At 59.8% G+C, this 16,903-nt stretch carries 16 protein-coding genes and 1 riboswitch; of the genes, 9 read left to right on the top strand and 7 right to left on the bottom strand.

Features of this window, described 5'->3' with window-relative positions; translation table 11 throughout:
• Positions 1 to 62 precede the first annotated feature (62 nt).
• The 6 genes from M4J40_RS15010 to M4J40_RS14985 all read left to right on the top strand — a co-directional run bounded on the left by M4J40_RS15010 (position 63) and on the right by M4J40_RS14985 (position 8,546).
• Entirely contained in the window at positions 63 to 1,292 is a 1,230-nt protein-coding gene (locus M4J40_RS15010; RefSeq protein ID WP_251755058.1) for an ABC transporter substrate-binding protein, read from the top strand.
• 26 nt (positions 1,293 to 1,318) lie between these two features.
• Positions 1,319 to 2,254, top strand: a complete 936-nt coding sequence (locus M4J40_RS15005) for a carbohydrate ABC transporter permease (protein ID WP_251755057.1) — start codon at positions 1,319 to 1,321, stop codon at positions 2,252 to 2,254.
• 89 nt (positions 2,255 to 2,343) lie between these two features.
• The gene (locus tag M4J40_RS15000; protein WP_251755055.1) at positions 2,344 to 3,114 is read left to right on the top strand and encodes an ABC transporter permease subunit; all 771 of its coding nucleotides are present in this window, start codon (positions 2,344 to 2,346) and stop codon (positions 3,112 to 3,114) included.
• Between the two features lie 18 nt (positions 3,115 to 3,132).
• The gene (locus M4J40_RS14995; protein ID WP_251755053.1) at positions 3,133 to 5,169 is read left to right on the top strand and encodes a glycoside hydrolase family 31 protein; all 2,037 of its coding nucleotides are present in this window, start codon (positions 3,133 to 3,135) and stop codon (positions 5,167 to 5,169) included.
• A gap of 96 nt (positions 5,170 to 5,265) precedes the next feature.
• Positions 5,266 to 7,308: a TIM-barrel domain-containing protein gene (locus M4J40_RS14990; RefSeq protein WP_251755051.1), complete on the top strand. Its 2,043-nt coding sequence runs from the start codon at positions 5,266 to 5,268 to the stop codon at positions 7,306 to 7,308.
• A gap of 188 nt (positions 7,309 to 7,496) precedes the next feature.
• Positions 7,497 to 8,546, top strand: coding sequence for an ABC transporter ATP-binding protein (locus M4J40_RS14985; protein WP_251755050.1), 1,050 nt, complete (start codon positions 7,497 to 7,499; stop codon positions 8,544 to 8,546).
• 212 nt (positions 8,547 to 8,758) lie between these two features.
• On the opposite strand, the gene M4J40_RS14980 is transcribed toward M4J40_RS14985, so the two are convergent.
• On the bottom strand, positions 8,759 to 9,325 hold the full coding sequence (locus M4J40_RS14980; protein WP_257235258.1) for a LysE family translocator: 567 nt from the start codon (positions 9,323 to 9,325) through the stop codon (positions 8,759 to 8,761).
• A gap of 399 nt (positions 9,326 to 9,724) precedes the next feature.
• Between M4J40_RS14980 and M4J40_RS14975 the strand changes: the two genes are divergently transcribed.
• The gene (locus tag M4J40_RS14975) at positions 9,725 to 10,438 is read left to right on the top strand and encodes a YiiX/YebB-like N1pC/P60 family cysteine hydrolase (RefSeq protein WP_251755046.1); all 714 of its coding nucleotides are present in this window, start codon (positions 9,725 to 9,727) and stop codon (positions 10,436 to 10,438) included.
• A 105-nt stretch (positions 10,439 to 10,543) separates the two neighbouring features.
• Here M4J40_RS14975 and M4J40_RS14970 read toward each other — a convergent pair whose 3' ends face one another.
• The gene (locus M4J40_RS14970; protein WP_251755045.1) at positions 10,544 to 11,419 is read right to left on the bottom strand and encodes a LysR family transcriptional regulator; all 876 of its coding nucleotides are present in this window, start codon (positions 11,417 to 11,419) and stop codon (positions 10,544 to 10,546) included.
• A 95-nt stretch (positions 11,420 to 11,514) separates the two neighbouring features.
• On the opposite strand from M4J40_RS14970, the gene M4J40_RS14965 reads away from it, so the two are divergent.
• On the top strand, positions 11,515 to 11,979 hold the full coding sequence (locus M4J40_RS14965) for a cupin domain-containing protein (protein ID WP_251755043.1): 465 nt from the start codon (positions 11,515 to 11,517) through the stop codon (positions 11,977 to 11,979).
• An 80-nt stretch (positions 11,980 to 12,059) separates the two neighbouring features.
• Here the strand turns inward: M4J40_RS14965 and M4J40_RS14960 are convergent, their stop codons facing one another.
• The 5 genes from M4J40_RS14960 to M4J40_RS14940 form a co-directional block, all read right to left on the bottom strand.
• On the bottom strand, positions 12,060 to 12,707 hold the full coding sequence (locus tag M4J40_RS14960) for a LysE family translocator (protein ID WP_251755041.1): 648 nt from the start codon (positions 12,705 to 12,707) through the stop codon (positions 12,060 to 12,062).
• Positions 12,704 to 13,618 carry an NAD(P)-dependent oxidoreductase gene (locus M4J40_RS14955; protein ID WP_251755039.1) on the bottom strand — a complete coding sequence of 305 codons (915 nt, stop codon included), beginning with the start codon at positions 13,616 to 13,618 and terminating at the stop codon, positions 12,704 to 12,706. The genes M4J40_RS14960 and M4J40_RS14955 overlap by 4 nt, the downstream gene beginning before the upstream one ends.
• A gap of 153 nt (positions 13,619 to 13,771) precedes the next feature.
• Positions 13,772 to 14,587, bottom strand: a complete 816-nt coding sequence (gene thiD, locus M4J40_RS14950; RefSeq protein ID WP_251755037.1) for a bifunctional hydroxymethylpyrimidine kinase/phosphomethylpyrimidine kinase — start codon at positions 14,585 to 14,587, stop codon at positions 13,772 to 13,774.
• Complete coding sequence (locus tag M4J40_RS14945) at positions 14,584 to 15,048, bottom strand: NUDIX hydrolase (protein ID WP_251755035.1); 465 nt, start codon at positions 15,046 to 15,048, stop codon at positions 14,584 to 14,586. The genes thiD and M4J40_RS14945 overlap by 4 nt, the downstream gene beginning before the upstream one ends.
• 30 nt (positions 15,049 to 15,078) lie before the next feature.
• A riboswitch (TPP riboswitch) is annotated at positions 15,079 to 15,197 on the bottom strand.
• 55 nt (positions 15,198 to 15,252) lie between these two features.
• Complete coding sequence (locus tag M4J40_RS14940) at positions 15,253 to 16,125, bottom strand: LysR substrate-binding domain-containing protein (RefSeq protein ID WP_251755034.1); 873 nt, start codon at positions 16,123 to 16,125, stop codon at positions 15,253 to 15,255.
• Between the two features lie 198 nt (positions 16,126 to 16,323).
• Between M4J40_RS14940 and M4J40_RS14935 the strand changes: the two genes are divergently transcribed.
• Complete coding sequence (locus M4J40_RS14935) at positions 16,324 to 16,803, top strand: GNAT family N-acetyltransferase (protein WP_251755032.1); 480 nt, start codon at positions 16,324 to 16,326, stop codon at positions 16,801 to 16,803.
• The last annotated feature ends 100 nt before the right edge of the window (positions 16,804 to 16,903 follow it).

Genomic DNA, 16,903 nt, shown 5'->3' with positions numbered 1-16,903 from the left:
CAAGGAGACGGAGGTGACCTGCGAGTTGGAGATCGTAGGGCTCGCTCCCGGAGGAAATCACCATGACCAAAGAGTATCTCAAGTCTCGTTCAAGTTTTCTGGCCGTTCTCGCCCTGGCGTTACCCTTGGCGACGGTTGTCTCTATGCCCACTGGGGCCGCCGCCAGCGACGTCAAAAGCATCCGGGTACTCGACTACTATAACGACTCGCCTGATCGAGAGATATATGGCGATATGCTCAATGCCTGCGCCGATACGCTCGGTGTTACTGTCAACCGCGAAGTCGTTCCAGGAAATACGCTGATTGCCAAGATCCTTCAGCAGGGGGCATCGCGTACTCTACCTGACCTTCTGATGATCGATAATCCCGATCTGCAACAGATCGCGTCTACCGGCGCACTCGTCCCGCTGACCGACCTCGGCCTCAGCGGGGATGGTTACTTGCCCCAAGTCATCGCAGCCTCCACCTACGAGGGTAAGCTCTATGGGCTGCAGCCTATTACCAATACTATTGCTCTTTTCTATAACGTCGATGTGCTCAAGGAGGCCGGTGTCACCCCGCCAACGACCTGGGCCGAGCTGCGTGACGCAGCGAAGAAGCTGACAACTGGCAAGCGCTACGGGCTCGCTTTCTCTGCCCCCGCCAACTACGAGGGAACTTGGCAGTTTCTCCCGTTCATGTGGTCGAACGGCGGGGACGAGAAGAATCTAGCCACACCGGAAGTTGCTGGCGCGATACAGTTTTGGGTCGATCTCGTTACGGATGGATCGGTCTCACGCTCGGTCCTGAACTGGGCCCAGTCCGACGTCAACGATCAGTTCCGCAAAGGGAACGCAGCCATGATGGTCAATGGACCATGGCAGATCCCCGTCCTGAACTCCGACCCGTCGCTGCATTACGCCGTGGTCTCGATTCCGACGCCGGAAGCCGGTGGTAAGTCTATCGCTCCATTGGGCGGAGAAACCTGGGCCGTCCCGAATACTGGCAACGAAGCGACCGAACAAATAGCTGCCAAGATGATTGCCTGTCTGAACAGCGATGCCAATCAGGTCAAGCTCGGCGTGCTCAGGCAGACGGTGCCCACCAAGACGTCGGCAGCCGTACTCGATGAGTACCTCAAGCAGGCGCCGTCGATGAAGACCTTCGCCGAGATGGTTCAAACCGCTCGGGCTCGTACCGCTGAGCTGGGGAATGACTGGCCTGAGGCCGCAACGGCCATCTACACCGCCGTCCAGCTGGCCCTGACCGGAGAGGCGTCACCGACCGACGCGCTGAAGCAGGTCCAGCAGTAAGTCGCTCAAGCAGAAGGATGGGCACCATGCCGGGCTTCGGTACGAATGGACCGTCGGTGGCGGTTGCGCGCAGGGCGGGGAGCCGGCGAAGAGAACGTTTCATCCAACAGTTGTTCTTGTTGCCGGCCGTCGCCTACATTCTCATCTTCTTTGGCTATCCTGTGGTCAAGAACGTTGTCATGGGGTTTCAGAATTATTCCATGAAGTCGTTCTTCACTGGGAAAGCCCCTTGGGTGGGATTGCAAAACTACGAGTCCGTCGTCTCGTCGCCTATCTTTTCTTCTGCACTCATCAACACGATCGTCTTTACGATCTGCTCGATCGCCGGTCAGTTTGTCATCGGGCTGGCGATCGCGCTCTACTTCCGAAAGCGCTTCCCGCTGAACGATCTTCTCAGGTCGCTCATTCTCCTGCCCTGGCTGCTGCCGCTGATCGTATCGAGCGCGATTTGGCGTTGGCTGCTCGATCAGGACAACGGCGCTCTCAATCGTATCCTGGAGTTGCTTTTGCTCGCCGATCGGCCGGGATGGCTTACCACCACTTCTCTGTCTCTGGTCGCTTGCATCCTTGTGAACATCTGGATTGGGATCCCGTTCAACGTCGCCATTCTCTACAGCGGACTTCAGGAGATCCCGGAGGAGCTTTACGAAGCTGGACAGCTCGATGGCGCGACGGGATGGACCGCTTTCCGCTGGATCACCTGGCCTCTGATGCGTCCCGTTGTCAGCGTCGTGCTTATGTTGGGCGTGATCTACACGCTGAAGGTGATGGATCTCATTCTCGGACTGACTGGAGGAGGGCCGGCCAACTCAAGCCAGACGCTCGCTACCCAGTCCTACCATCTGTCCTTCGTCCAGTTTCAGTTCGGGCAGGGCGCTGCCATGGCCAACATTCTCGTCGCCATCTCGCTGATCTTCGCCCTCCTTTATCTCTACATCAATAAGTTTGCGGGGAAATCGTGAGTACTTCCTCCTCCTTACAGATCTCAAGCAACCGCAAGAGACGCCATCGGAACAACCGTCATGGTGGGTGGCGCCATACCGTTTTCGGCGTGCTCATCCTGGGCATTCTGTTGTTCCCTGTGTACTGGATGGTCAACGTCTCGCTGCAGCAAGGTGGCGCCGCGGCGATGACGCCATGGCTTCCAATCGACATCACCTTGCACGGTTACGCCAAGGCGTTCCAGGATCAGGGCGGGCATCTGCTTACAAGTCTGATCGTCGCCAGCGGCAGCGTCGTGTTCAGCCTCCTCGTGGCGGCGCCTGCTGCTTATGCCCTGGCAGTCTTTCGCGTCCGTTGGGCGAACGCTGTCTTGCTCGCCATCCTGGTCAGCCAAATGATCCCTGGTATCGTGGTCGCCAACGCGCTCTACGGTGCTTATACGAAGATTGGTCTTCTCAACTCGATCCTCGGCCTCATTCTGGCGGATTCGAGCGCTGGCATTCCGTTCTCCATTCTGATCCTGAATGCCTTCATGCGCTCCATGCCGCTTTCTGTCCTTGAAGCGGCGCGGATCGATGGCGCCGGGCCCTTGCGGACACTTGTATCCGTGGTCCTGCCCATGTCCCGCAACTCCATCGTGACCGCGGGGTTGTTCACCTTTCTGTTTTCCTGGTCGGACTTCCTGTTCGCCCTGACGCTGACGACCACCGACGATGTGCGTCCGGTGACGCTCGGGCTCTACGTTTATATCAGCGGCTTCATCAGCGACTGGAGTTCAGTGATGGCGACCTCGGTTCTGGCGTCCATACCGACCATCGTCCTTCTGGTCTTCGCTCAGCGCTACATCGCGGCCGGCACAACTGCCGGCGCCGTCAAGTAAATCTCCTTCAAGATTGGAATGAACATGGCTACTTTCTCTCGCGACGGCAATGCCGTCGAAGTCCGACATTTGCATGAGTTGCTGCGTATTGAAGCCTGGGGGCGAGATGGCGTGCGTGTGCGCGCCGCGCAAGGGAAGCTCCCTTCGCTTCCCGGTGCCCTCGATACGCCGCCAGATCTCGATACGGTTGTCGATATTTCGATCGCTTCGGATAGGGCGGTACTGACCAACGGAACGCTGACGGTCGAGGTATGCACACCGCCGACCGATGGCATCGCCATGCCGTTGGTTCGTTTTCTGCGCACCGATGATGGAACGGAGTTGCTCGCCGAGGAACGGGAGCATTTCTGGTGGCCCGGAGCGCGAGTCTTTTATGGCAATCGATCCGGGGCAGGGGAGGTCCATCAGCAGTTCAAGGCCTATGACGGCGAGCGGCTCTACGGCATGGGACAACGCACCCACGGTCGGCTCGACCACAAAGGCTTGTCGCTGGACCTGGTGCAGCGCAACTCCGAGGTATCCATTCCCTTCGTGGTGAGCAACCGAGGCTACGGCTTCCTATGGAACAATCCTGCCGTCGGCAGGGTCGAGTTCGCCAGCAACGTGACCCGCTGGACGGCCACCCAAGCTCGGGCCATCGACTATCTGTTCATCGCCGGTTCGCCGGCCGAGGTGTTGGCTCGTTATGCCGACGCGACGGGCCATGCTCCAAAGCTGCCTCGCTGGGCTTCTGGGTTCTGGCAGTCCAAACTTCGCTATCGCTCTCAAGAGGAGCTGCTGGAAGCCGCGCGGGAGTATCGCCGCCGCGATCTGCCGCTGTCGGTCATCGTGACCGATTACTTCCATTGGACCGCCATGGGCGATTACGAACTCGACCCTGCAGAATATCCCGATCCTAAAGCCATGATGGCCGAGCTGGATGAGATGGGCGTGAAGCTCATGGTCTCGATCTGGCCGACGGTATCTCCGTTGTCGAAGAACTATCAGGAGCTCCGGGAAGGCGGCATGCTGGTCGGTGCCGATCAAGGCATGGATTTCCTCGTCACCATTCGCGACAAGGGAATGACCACTCCAATGCCTCTCGCTTACTACGACCCGAGCAATCCTCGGACACGCGAGTACATATGGTCGGTCGTAAAGAAGAACTATTTCGATCTCGGTGTCAGGGTCTGGTGGCTCGATGCTTGCGAACCGGAGCTTAACCCCGGCCACTCGGCTAATCTTGTTTTTCATGCCGGCCCGGGCGCGGAGGTCGCCTGCCTCTACCCGCTGGAGAACGCGCGGCTGTTTGCCGAGGGTATGCAACGCGCCGCCGTCGAAACCGGTCGCCCGGAGGATGCCGAGACGGTGCTGCTCTGCCGGTCGGCTTGGGCTGGTCAGCAGCGCTTTGGAGCTGCGGTTTGGTCCGGTGATATCCCGGCGACCTGGGACTCGCTGCGTCGCCAGGTCCGGGCCGGGCTGAGTATCGCCATGGCCGGTATTCCCTGGTGGACGACCGATATTGGCGGCTTCCATGGCGGGGATTCCCGCGATGCCGACTATCGCGAGCTTATTGTCCGCTGGTTCCAGTATGGCGCATTTTGCCCCCTGTTCCGCCTGCATGGGCATCGCGAGCCGCGCATGGACACGGGCTGGAACTCCACTGGTGGTCCCAATGAAGTGTGGTCCTACGGTGAGGAGGCCTACGCCATCATTGCCGAGGTTATGGCGATGCGCGAGCGGTTGCGTCCCTATCTCCACGAGCAGCTCGACCGCGCCTCCGCCGAGGGGCTACCGGCCATGCGCCCGCTCTTCGTCGATTTCCCGGACGATGAGCGCGCATGGACGGTTGATGATCAGATGATGTTCGGTCCCGACGTTCTCGTTGCTCCCGTTCTCGAGGCCGGTGCGCGCAGCCGACGCGTCTATCTGCCCGCGGGTGCAAGCTGGACCCACGCGTTCACCGGGGAGGTGATCGAAGGGGGAACGGACATCGTGCAATCGGCGCCGTTGGAGCAGATCCCCGTTTATCTGCGCGCCGGCGCGAATGTTCCAGTGGCTGCGGCCGACCGGTAACGGATCACACCGGCGGCGAAAGCAAGCCACGCGAGAAAAAGAGCTCCGGCAGACAGGTTCGAAGTCGCAACCGGGGCAAATGTCGGAAGGAAGATCATGAGCGAGTTCACCGTGGCCTCGGGCAGGCTGGAATGGACCTTCGACGGTCATAGACTGGTAGTGGAGCCTTGGGGGGCAAACAGTTTGCGCGTGCGCGCAACACCAACCTTCGAGATAAGCGATCAAGCTTGGGCACTGCTGCCCGTGGGCGCGGAGTTCCAGGCTCTGATTTCGAAAGACGAAAGCGGCGGCGTCCGCATCGTCAACGGCAATATTACCGCTGTTGTCAACGCCCGTGGCCAGCTCAGTTTCTACAACCAGCACGGAAAGCTCCTGCTCGAGGAGTTCTGGCGAACTCGCCTTGCTGCTGGTCAGCCAGAAGATCCTGGTACGAAGTACTTCAGCCCCCTGATGCTCGCTGGTCGTGATTTTAGGCCTATCTCTGGCGGAAAATACGAGCTCCGTGTCCGCTTCGAGGCGCAGGCGGGCGAGAAGATCTATGGAATGGGTCAGTATCAGCAGCCGTTCCTCGATCTCAAGGGCTGCACGCTCGAACTGGCGCAACGCAACTCGCAAGCGAGCGTCCCCTTCATGGTGTCAAACCGTGGTTACGGTCTGCTCTGGAACAATCCTGCGGTTGGCGAGGTTACCTTCGCCAACAATCAGACGACGTGGCTGGCGCGTGTGACCGGTCAGATGGACTATTGGATCACCGCCGGCGACACTCCGGCCGACATCAGTCGTCAATATGCCGCCGCCACCGGCACGGCGCCCATGCTGCCCGCCTATGCCGCTGGTTTCTGGCAGTGCAAGTTGCGCTACCGAACCCAGGACGAGCTGCTCGAAGTGGCGCGGGAGTACAAGCGGCGCGGCTTGCCGCTTTCCGTCATCGTCGCCGACTTTTTCCATTGGCCCAACCAGGGGGAATGGCGTTTCGATCCTCACGATTGGCCGGATCCGAAGGCCATGGTGGACGAACTGCGCGAGCTCGGCATCGAGCTGATGGTGTCGATCTGGCCGACCGTCGACAATCGCACCGAGAACTACAGGATCATGAAGTCGAAGGGTTATCTGGTCGGCACCGAACGGGGCGTTCCCGTCAACATGACCTTCCTCGGCAACACGACGTTCTTTGATGCAACCCATCCTGGCGCACGAAGCTACGTATGGGAACAGGCCAAGAAAAACTACCATGATCTCGGCATCAGGATGTTCTGGCTCGACGAGGCCGAGCCGGAATACAGCGTCTATGATTTCGACAACTACCGCTATCACCTCGGTCCGGTGCTGGAGGTCGGAAACTTCTATCCGCGCGGCTATGCACAAGGCTTCTACGAAGGTATGCGCGAGGCCGGACAGACCGAAATAGTCAACCTGCTCCGGTGTGCCTGGGCGGGCAGCCAGAAGTTCGGCGCCTTGGTCTGGTCAGGCGACATCAGTTCCACCTTCACCGCCCTGCGCAACCAGCTTGTGGCCGGGTTGAACATGGGCATGGCCGGTATTCCTTGGTGGACCACCGACATCGGTGGCTTTGATGGCGGCGACGTCAACGATCCTGCCTTCCAGGAGTTGCTGATCCGCTGGTTCCAGTGGGGTACGTTCTGCCCGGTGATGCGCCTGCACGGCTACCGTTTGCCGAAGGAACCGCCAAAGGAAGCCTATCGCAATGGTATCGCGCAGTGCGACAGCGGAGCGCCAAACGAAGTCTGGAGCTACGGCGAGACAAACTACGCCATCATGGTGAGGGGCCTCGAACTGCGGGAGCGGCTGCGGCCCTATGTCATGAGGCAGATGCAAGTCGCGCACGAAAGCGGCGATCCCGTGATGCGACCGCTGTTCTTCGATTTCCCGGATCAGGAGCAGAGCTGGCAGATCGAGGATCAGTACATGTTCGGGCCGGACATCCTGGTCGCGCCGGTGCTCGAAGCACGACAGCGGAGTAGACGCGTCTGGCTGCCTGAGGGCTGCACCTGGGTCGACCTTGCCGACGGCACACGCCGGACTGGTGGCGAGTGGTTCGAATGCGCTGCACCATTGGAGAACATTCCAGTGTTCGTTCGAGAAAAGGCATCGGTGCTCACCGAACTCGCGATCGCCTAAACGCGTCCGGATGCATCCGCTTGCCAAGTTCCGTTCCGGTGATTGGCGGGCGGGTGCATCCACAAGGGCGGAGCGAGAGCGTTCCGGTTCTGTCGCGCGAGACCACCTAGGGCAGCCCGTCTTGGCTTGGGCTGCAAGTATACTCGTCTTTCGGGCGCACTGCCCATGAGATGACGGAGGAGAGTTTCATGGCCAATGTAGCAATTCGCAGCGTCAACAAGTACTATGGTGCTTTCCATGCTTTGAAGGAGATCAACATAGATATCGCCGACGGCGATTTCGTCGTGCTGGTCGGGCCATCGGGGTGTGGAAAGTCGACGCTGTTGCGAATGATTGCCGGCCTGGAAGATATCTCAAGTGGAGAAGTCGAGATTGGCGGGCAGGTGATCAACGATCTGCTTCCGCAAGAGCGTGATATTGCCATGGTGTTCCAAAACTATGCGCTCTATCCACACATGACGGTGGCCGAGAACATGTCGTTCGCTCTGAGGTTGGCGCGCGTCCCGAAACCGGAGCGCGATGCCAAGGTCACGCGAGCGGCGGCGATTCTTGGCTTGGAAAATCTCCTCGATCGTCGCCCCGCCCAACTCTCGGGAGGGCAGCGACAGCGTGTCGCCATGGGGCGAGCGATCGTCCGCGACCCTCAAGTCTTCCTCTTCGATGAACCCCTGTCCAATCTTGACGCCAAGCTCCGCGTCCAGATGCGTGCCGAGATCAAGGAGCTGCATGAGCGCTTGGGGACGACGACGATCTACGTCACCCATGATCAGATTGAGGCCATGACCATGGCCGATCGGATCGTCGTGATGCAGAACGGGGAGGTTGCCCAGGTGGGCGCGCCGCTGGACCTTTATGATCTCCCCAGGAAGAAGTTCGTTGCTGGTTTCATCGGGTCACCGGCGATGAACTTTCTTTCAGGCCACGCGAAGGCTGGCCATTTTCTGACCTCGGACGGCATAGAGCTACCGCTTGGTCCCAACGCCGCGGTCGAAGGTGACGACCTCAGCTATGGTATCCGGCCCGAGCATCTTAGGCTGGGCGATAGCGGTGTTCCCATGCACGTCACGGTCGTCGAGCCCACCGGGGCCGAAACACAAGTGCTCGGTCGCATCGGGGAACAACCTGTCGTCTGTGCTTTTCGCGAACGACTGGACATCCGCCCTGGCGCCGTCATTCATGTCCTGCCCGACGAAGACAAGCTGCATATCTTCGGCAAGGATGGTCATCGGTTGAACTGAGATCAACGTCTCCTCACCTTCCGGTATCGCCTGGACCTTCCTGAGCGGGAACGTGCGGATGAGGAGAATAGGCGCGTTTTGTTTGAAAAAGATCAAATTTTGCTTTCAGCACGAATTTTGTCATTCTATGAATGCTGAATATTGTACGTGCGTAAAACTGTGCTTTTACTAGAAACAATGTAGTGGGTGTGTGATGATTTGCTGCATGAAATTCATACTATTATGTACTCCAGTATAAGCGCCCAGCCCACCGACAGGACCATCAAGGTGGCGAAAAGGATATTTGCCGCTCGTCCAACAACCGGGTTCTTGAGAACCCTTGAGAAGGTTGCGCCGAAGGCGAGCCATACTGTGTTGACGATCACGATGACAAGGGTGAGCGCAACGAGTTTGTAGACTGCATCGACCGTGAGGTTATCGGCGACGAGGGTGTGGCTCGCATAGACTGCCCCGATCGCTGCGAAGGCCTTTGGGTTGGCGATGGCCAGGCTGAAACCCGGAATGAACGCCGGCGGATGGTCCGATCGCAAGGCGAGCGGGCCGACAGGTGCTGTCGCGATTTTCCAGGCGAGATAGAGGATGTAGATCCCGGCGAGGATGGTCAGGGCGGTGACAAGAAGTGGCTGAGCGAGGACAAGGGTGGTCACGCCTGTCGCGATCATGAACAGAACCGCCGTCGTCCCCGCAATGATGCCCAGAAGGTAGCCGAGGCTCGGACGAAAGCCGAAAGCCGTACCGAGGCCTGCAAGGCTCATTGTTGCCGGCCCGGGACTTCCCATGAGCGGGAATGCCGCAAGCCAGAGCAGGAGAAGTTCATTCGCCATAGGTCAAGCCACCGCGATTATGGCGGCCTGTTGTCGTCACGTTCGCGATCATCTCGCGTCCGCCTTCTATCGTTTCGTCATTGAACCATGCGTCTGCGGGGGGAACCGCACATCAGGATTGACGTCGAGTCTAGCAGTGCCCTAGACTTTCAGGAAGCGAATATTGTTGAAGTAGAAGTTTTGAATTTTTGAAGATAGGAAGGGTCTTCCCTGGCAATGGTTCGCATGCGTGCGCACTTAGCGCTTGTTGTACCGCTCTGAAAAGATCTCGGTGGCCGCAAGACGGTCTTTGATTTCGTGAGCCGCCACGAGACGGTGGACCTGATTGACCCTGGAATCTCAGGATGGCAGTTGATGACGACGTGCAATTATAGATGGCTTTCCATTGCTATGGCGGTTGCCGCGCTGAGCTTTCCTTCAAGTTCACTCGCACAAACCGGCAGAAGTGTTGTGGAAGAGTATTTTTCTGCAAAGAATCCGCCGAGCGGATCGTTGATCTTCCAGCAGCGAGACAGCCTTGAAGGAATGGCGCTCGCCCTTGCCACGGGCAGCCCCTACACGCATGTCGGGATCATCAGGATTACCGGCGGCGGTCCATATGTCATGCAATCTTCGGCGGTGACAGGAGGCGTCGAGGAGGTGCCTCTGGATGAGTTCATAAATGCGGGCGTCGGCCAGAAGTTCGCGATATACGTGACAAAGAAAGACTACCGTCCAGCTGGACAACTGAATAGTCCAGCTTCCTTGGCGGCATATGACTACTATCATCTGCCTTATGATTTTCTCTATCAGCAGGATTCGCGAGCCATCTACGGTGCGGAACTGATTTTCAAGATTTTCAAGGATATCGGCCATCCGATTGGAAGGCTGCGCAGGATCAGAGACTTGAACTTCGACACGGAAGCGGGCCGCAGTTTTTTCCTGAACAACTGGCGCGAGCGTCCCGACTGCCAATCACAGTGGTTGTCCCAGCAGGCGTGCTGGGATCGTATCAAAACCGAGTTTATCGTTACGCCAAACGACTTGGCAAGCGACAGCAAACTCGAACTGTATCTGACGACGTTCTAGGTGAGAGAACTCGAGGCTTGGGTACCAGCTGACATCAAGCTCGCGCCAAGCACTGAACTCAAAATATCAAATGTGGTCAAGCGCTTGATGGTGGCTTGAGTGCGCCTAACCCTTCCCATGAAACGAACGGGAAAGGTGGTCGGCGAAAGCCCGGATGCGAGGCACCATGTCGGCCCGGCTCGGAAAGGCCAGACACAAACGTGTCGTGGCGTGGATGGCTTGATCGAGCACGGTGACAATGCGCCCTTCGCTGACGTGTTCTTCTAGCAAGCCCTCGGGAAGCAGGGCCACGCCTCCCCCCTTTAGAACAAGTTCGCGGGACAGGAGTTGGTTGTCGACGGTAATAGAAGCATCGGGCAGTCTCGCGCCGCCGAGGACAGTTTGCTCGAGAAGAGACCTCAGTGCTGGCATCGGCGAGATGAAGTTCCCGATATCCGCAACAGTGTTGGGCACGCCGTTTCTCCGAATCCATTCCGCACCGGCGCAAAACCGCCAAGCGATATCCTGCAAGCGCCTTTCCACCCGATCGGAGCTGCCGCGTGCGCCGATCCGCACGGCGATATCCACGTTGTCGCCGACCATGTCCAATGCGGTATTTGTCAGCGTGATCTCAAAGCGAGTGGCCGGATGAAGGCCCTGGAACTCCGCCACCGCTGTCGACAGGAACTCGGTGGGCAGATCGGCGGGGGCGGTCAAGCGGATCAATCCGCCCAGAATCCCGGGCCTGTTGCGCACTGCGTCCAGGGCGGATGTCAGCGCCGCCAAACCGTCTCCGGCCTGCTCGAAGAGTTTTCGCCCCTCGTCCGTCAGCGAAAGGGAACGGGTCGAACGCTTGAGAAGGCGTACGCCGAGAGATGTTTCCAGGTTCCTGACGTGAAGGCTGACCGTCGAGCGCGGCATCCCCAGACGCATGGCTGCGGAAGAAAAGCTTCCAGCGCGAACGACCTCAACAAAGGTCAGCAGAGGATCGAGCTTGATCATTGTGCAGAATACTGTCCGATGATGACCGAGAATGGCAACTAGTGAGGATAGTAACCATCGCCTAGCCTTTGGGAGAAGACGCAAGGAGATTGTTCATGACCCCCGATGCTGAAGCCAGAACGTTCGTCAGCGGGGCGCTGTCCCCCGTCGGCAGGGCGCGCTTTTCCGGTATAGATGCCGATATCCTGTTGGGCGGCGACATGGCCCCGTTCACCGTCATGGACATGACGGTGGCGCCTGGAATGGGAGCGCCGGCACATATCTCCTTTCATGAGGAGAAGGTGTTTCATGTGGCTGAGGGTTCGTTTCTGTTCCTGCTCGGCGAGGAGAGAGTGACGGTTGAAACGGGGGAGCATGTATATGTTGCCAAGGGCGTCACACACGGCTTCTCCGCCCTTGGCGAACGTCCGGCCAGGATGACGCTCGTTTCGACGCCGGCCCACCACGAGCGCTTCTTCCAGGCGCTATCGGACATGGCCGTGCCGCATGATCCGCGAGACGTCGCGGCGGTGTGCGCGGCCTTCGATCAGGCGATCGTCGGTCCGGTTGTAACGCCTTGAGACGCGTTGCGATGTCTGATCGGGCATGACGATGTGTTGTCGTCTGAAGCAATGAAGGCGCGGCGCCATGCCGGCGACTGTCAGCTCAGCCGATAGGTCAGGATCTTTAGCGCGGCGGCGCCGAAAAGGAATCCGAGCAAGGCATCGATGGGGCGACGGACCGAGAGGTAGACCCGTGCGGCGGTTTGCGTGGAGAACAGGAAAGCATAGCCGACGAAGACTGTCATCGCCACGAGGGCGCAAAGCAGGATGGCAGTTGTGAGAAAGGTGGCGGTGGGCGTTTCGCCGACACCGACCGACAAGGTCGCCAGCCACACCAGCGGTGCCTTGGGGTTTGTAAGGTGCAGCAAAAGGCCTTGGGCGAAGCAACGTCGCAGGCTGCCTGTCCCGGCTGACCTTTGTGCGGCTGCCGCGCTCGTTGTGAGGGCCGAGCGCCATGACTTGGCGGCGAGGAAGAGCAGGTAGAAGCCTCCGGCCAGTTTGAGCGCCATGAAGAGCGCCGCGGATGTCCTGAGCGCGGCGACAAATCCCAGCGCTGCGACAGAGGCCCAGACCATCGATCCGACAACCACGCCGCAGGACAATGCGACGGCCGGTGCCCGGCCGTTTGCCATGGCGGTTCCCAGGATCATGAGCGTTGCGGGCCCTGGGCTGGCGACACCCACCGTGAATATCGAGAGAATGACGAGCAAGTTCGGCAGGGAATGCCAAAGCATATCAGCCATCATGTGGCGGAACTCCAGGGGCTGACTGATGCACGTTCGGTTCGCGCCTCGATGGCACGGATGACCGATATCATGTCGTCTCCGGCGAACCCGAGGTCTTCGGTCTCGCTGTAAAGAGACAAGCAGGCGTCCATCAAGGGGGAGGCGATTCCGGCATTGCGGGCGGCTTCGACCACAAGGCGGTTGTTCTTCAGCACATCCGAGATCCCCGCCTGACGGCTGAAGTCATGATGCGAGAGCTTTCCAAGCTTGACCCGAGAGACATCGCTCGCCATCGGCCCGGCGTTCAGAATGTTCGCAAAACGGCCCATGTCGAGGCCGTGCCGTACGGCGAAATGGGTCGCCTCGGCCAACCCGGTGACCATCGTGATCAGGAAGGTGTTGATCGCCAGCTTCATCTGCAGGGCGGCGGGGACTGCACCGCAATCGAATGTTTCCTTGCAAATCGGTGCGAGGAGTGGCCGCAGACGCTCAAGGTCTTCGGGATCGCCGGCGAGCATTCCAACCAGTTGCCCGGCCTCCGCAGGTTTTCGCGAGCCCGAAACCGGCGCCTCGACATAACGGCCTCCGGCGGAGCGGATGTCATCGAGGAGGTACTTGGAGTAGTCCGCCGATACGGTGCCCATGGAGACGATGGTTCGACCGGCAACGCGGGAAGCGAACTCCGGGCTACGGCGGTCAAGCACCGCATCGGTTGCCATGTCGTTCTCGAGCATGAGAATGACCGTCTCGCATCTCGCGAACAACTCGGCCGCGTCAGAGGCAATTGTCGCGCCGGCTTGTTCCAGTGGGTCGCATCGGCTGCGCGTGCGGTTCCAGACGGTAAGTGGCGTTCCGGCTCGCACGAGGTTTAGGGCCATGGGCGTGCCCATGGTGCCAAGGCCGATGAAGCCGATTGAGGAATCCGGCGGCATATCCACGCTCCCGATTGCTTCTCGGTCGAGTCTACACGCCGCCGGTTATTCTGAACATCGAATGTATGTGGATCGGGAGTTCAGGAAAACGGATGTGTCAGCTTCCGTTTGACTGGCGATTTATGGAGCACGGACTGTATGATCCACCTCCCATCAACTTGCTTCCGGCGTGGACCACAGACGATGGAAGTGGTGAAGCGGACCGTGACCATGCCCCACATCGAGCGCGTCGCTTGCCGCCAGCGCGCCATGCAGGAACGCCTTGGCTTGCCGCACACTTTCCACCACGCCATGGGACGGCAGAAGTGCGGCGATGGCGGCTGACAGTGTGCACCCCGTTCCATGGTCGTTGCGGGTTGCGATGCGCGGGGCCGGAAAGGCCGCCATTCCCTCCGGCCCGAACAGCAGATCGGTGCTCTCCGCGCTATCCTTCAAATGCCCGCCTTTCAGAAGCACCCAGTCCGCACCCAATGCATGGAGATCGGGTAGCACCGAGTGCATTTCGGCTGGGGTCCAGTCGATGTTCCGTCCCAGCAGTACGGAAGCTTCCGGCAGGTTTGGTGTAATCACCGTCGCAAGCGGGACAAGCAGGTCGCGCACTGCGGTAACCGCGTCCGCATCGAGCAGCCCATGCCCGCTCTTTGCCACCATGACCGGGTCGAGCACGATGTTGCGCGCCGCGTGGTGGCGCAACCGCTCCGCGATCGCTTCGGCAATCCGGGCATTGGCGATCATGCCGATCTTGACCGCATCTATCCGCACGTCATCGAAGACGGCATCGATCTGCTCGGCCACGAATGCCGGCTCCAGTGCGACATAGTCGCGAACGCCTTGGGTGTTCTGTGCGACCACGGCAGTGATCGCAGAGGTGGCATAGGTTCCGAGCGCCGAGAACGTCTTGATGTCGGCCTGTAGGCCGGCTCCACCGGATGGGTCAGTGCCGGCGATGGTCAGGATATTGGCGATCATGACCGGTCGTCCTCCTTCATGGAGATGTCGGCAGCCAGACGGGCAACCTTGGCGACGTCGAGACTGAGGGCAAGTCCGGCATCATCGAGCTCTTCGAGACGAAACCATCGCGCATCGAGGGCATCGTCACCGGCAACCGGCTCTCCGGAAATCCAGTCGCAGAGGACGGCGATCAGCACGAAATGCCGGCGAAGCTCACCGCTCTCGTCAAAATCGAGGGCATCCACCGCCGTGAAGACCTGGCGCGCCTGCCCGCGGATCCCGGTTTCCTCCAGGAGCTCCCGTACGGCGGCCGTTTCTATCGGCTCGCCCGCTTCGATCTTGCCGCCTGGAAAGCCCCAACGACCGGCATCCGGAGGATTGGCCCGGCGCACCAGCAGAATCCTGTCTTCATGGAAGACAGCGGCAATCGTGGCGGCAATTGGAGGGGGGGCGGAACTGTGCTGTATCGTTGCAGGCATGTTGGCCTCTTGAGCGAGGCCGGCAAAGGCGGTAGGCGGCTAGACCTGTCCCTTCGCCGGCATGATCCGGATCAGGTTCAAAGGGTCACTGTGCTGCCGTTCGGCCAACAGTATCTCAGCCCCTTGGCGGGGCCCCCCTCGGTGGTGCGAGACATATCAAATACGATCCCATGATGCAGCACCAAGCTTCATGGGCTGTGTACTTCAATGCGGAGCCACTCGATCGAGCGTCTCCCGGCGGAGTGCCTCGCACAGATCATGGGCGGCAGGCGTCGCGTTTTGTGATCTGAGCAGCCTCAGTTCGATTGCCGGAAGGCTCGGCAGACCGAGGCCGTCGCCGACGCAAGCGATGTCGTCCGGCACGCCATGCCCGGTTCGCACCGCGATCCCGAGCTTTGACCGCAACGCCCCCCAGATACCGGGCAGACTTGGTGTCGTCACCGACACGCGCCAGCGTCTGCCCGCCTGATCGAGCGTGGCAAGCGTCGCCTGCCGAAACAGACAGGGATGGTCGAACATCACCAGTGGAACCCGGTCATGCACTGTCTGGTCGGCAGTGGTTTTGTGCATAAGCCATTGCATCGGTAGTCTGCACAGATGCTCCCCTTCTCCGCCTGCGCCTTCGGGGAAAAAGACAATCGCACCATCAAGACGCCCGGCCTGGATCTCCTCGCCCAGTGTATGGTTCGGGCCGGCGCGGACCTCCACGTGAACCCCGGGGTGATCCGCCGCGAACGAGGAGAGTGTCGCCGGCATCACGTCGTCGAAAAAGTCCTGCGGCAGACCAAGGCGTACGGTCTCCGACGTTACGGCGGCTCCCAACACGCGCGCCGCTTCGTCGTTGAGTGCGATGATCTGGCGTGCATAGGCGGCAAGGGCCTCGCCGGCTTCGGTCGCAACCAAGCCTCGACCTTTGCGGACAAAAAGCTGGGTGCCGGCCTGCTGCTCAAGCTTCTTGAGCTGCATGCTGATGGCCGACTGCGAGCGTCCAAGCTCCACGGCCGCCCGGGCGAAACTGCGTAGATCGATGCCGGTCACCACTGCGCGCAGGGCGTCGATGTCAAAGGCCGGGTTCACTTTTGAATCCCTGAAGTTTGGCTTCAAATGTTTTTGCTATTTGAAAGTGTAAGGCGCGAGTAGCCTCGGCGTCAATCCAGTTGCGCGGAGTTGAGCCTGCGTGCCTACCGGCGCCATCGTGATGCGCCCGGTGGTTTCGGCTTTTCGCGCTGACGGGCTTTCAAGGCCACCTGGTCAAACAACAAGGGAGGCGCTGACGTGCGTGACGATTCCACCGAGTCCGGTTTTCTGGAAGTGCGCCGAGACGGATATCTTATCAGTTCGAACCCATCGAAACTTGACCTTGAGTATGTTCTGAAGTTCCTTGCGACGGAGTCCTATTGGGCGCGCGGGACCGACCCCGCACTGATTGTCGCAGCGTTGCAAAACTCCTTGCCACTGGGGCTTTTCGATCATTCGGGCCACCAGGTCGGGTTTGCCCGCGTCATCACCGACTACGCACTCTTCGCTTACCTGAGGGACGTGTTCGTCGACCGCGCGCATCGTGGCCGCGGCCTCGGTGTCTGGATCACGGAGACGGCGCTGGCGCATCCGCGCCTCAGTACGGTGTCTAGCTGGATGCTCGCTACGGAAGACGCCCACGGAGTCTACGAGAAGGCTGGGTTTCGCGCCTTGAAGCACCCCGAGTGGTACATGCAACGACTGGGAAAGGCGGTTGATGGAGGCGAAGGGACCTAGCGAGGGCCGCGTTGCGCCGAGCGATCTCTATCGCGGTTATCGTCTTGTCGGTTCGATGCGCCGTCGCTGTGTCTGGCCGATAAGGGACAACGCTCGATGC

It is taken from the genome of Pleomorphomonas sp. JP5 (genome assembly GCF_023721815.1).
Classification (GTDB): domain Bacteria; phylum Pseudomonadota; class Alphaproteobacteria; order Rhizobiales; family Pleomorphomonadaceae; genus Pleomorphomonas.
The sequence above is the reverse complement of the archived record's forward strand: the minus strand, read 5'-3'. Positions and strand labels throughout refer to the sequence as shown.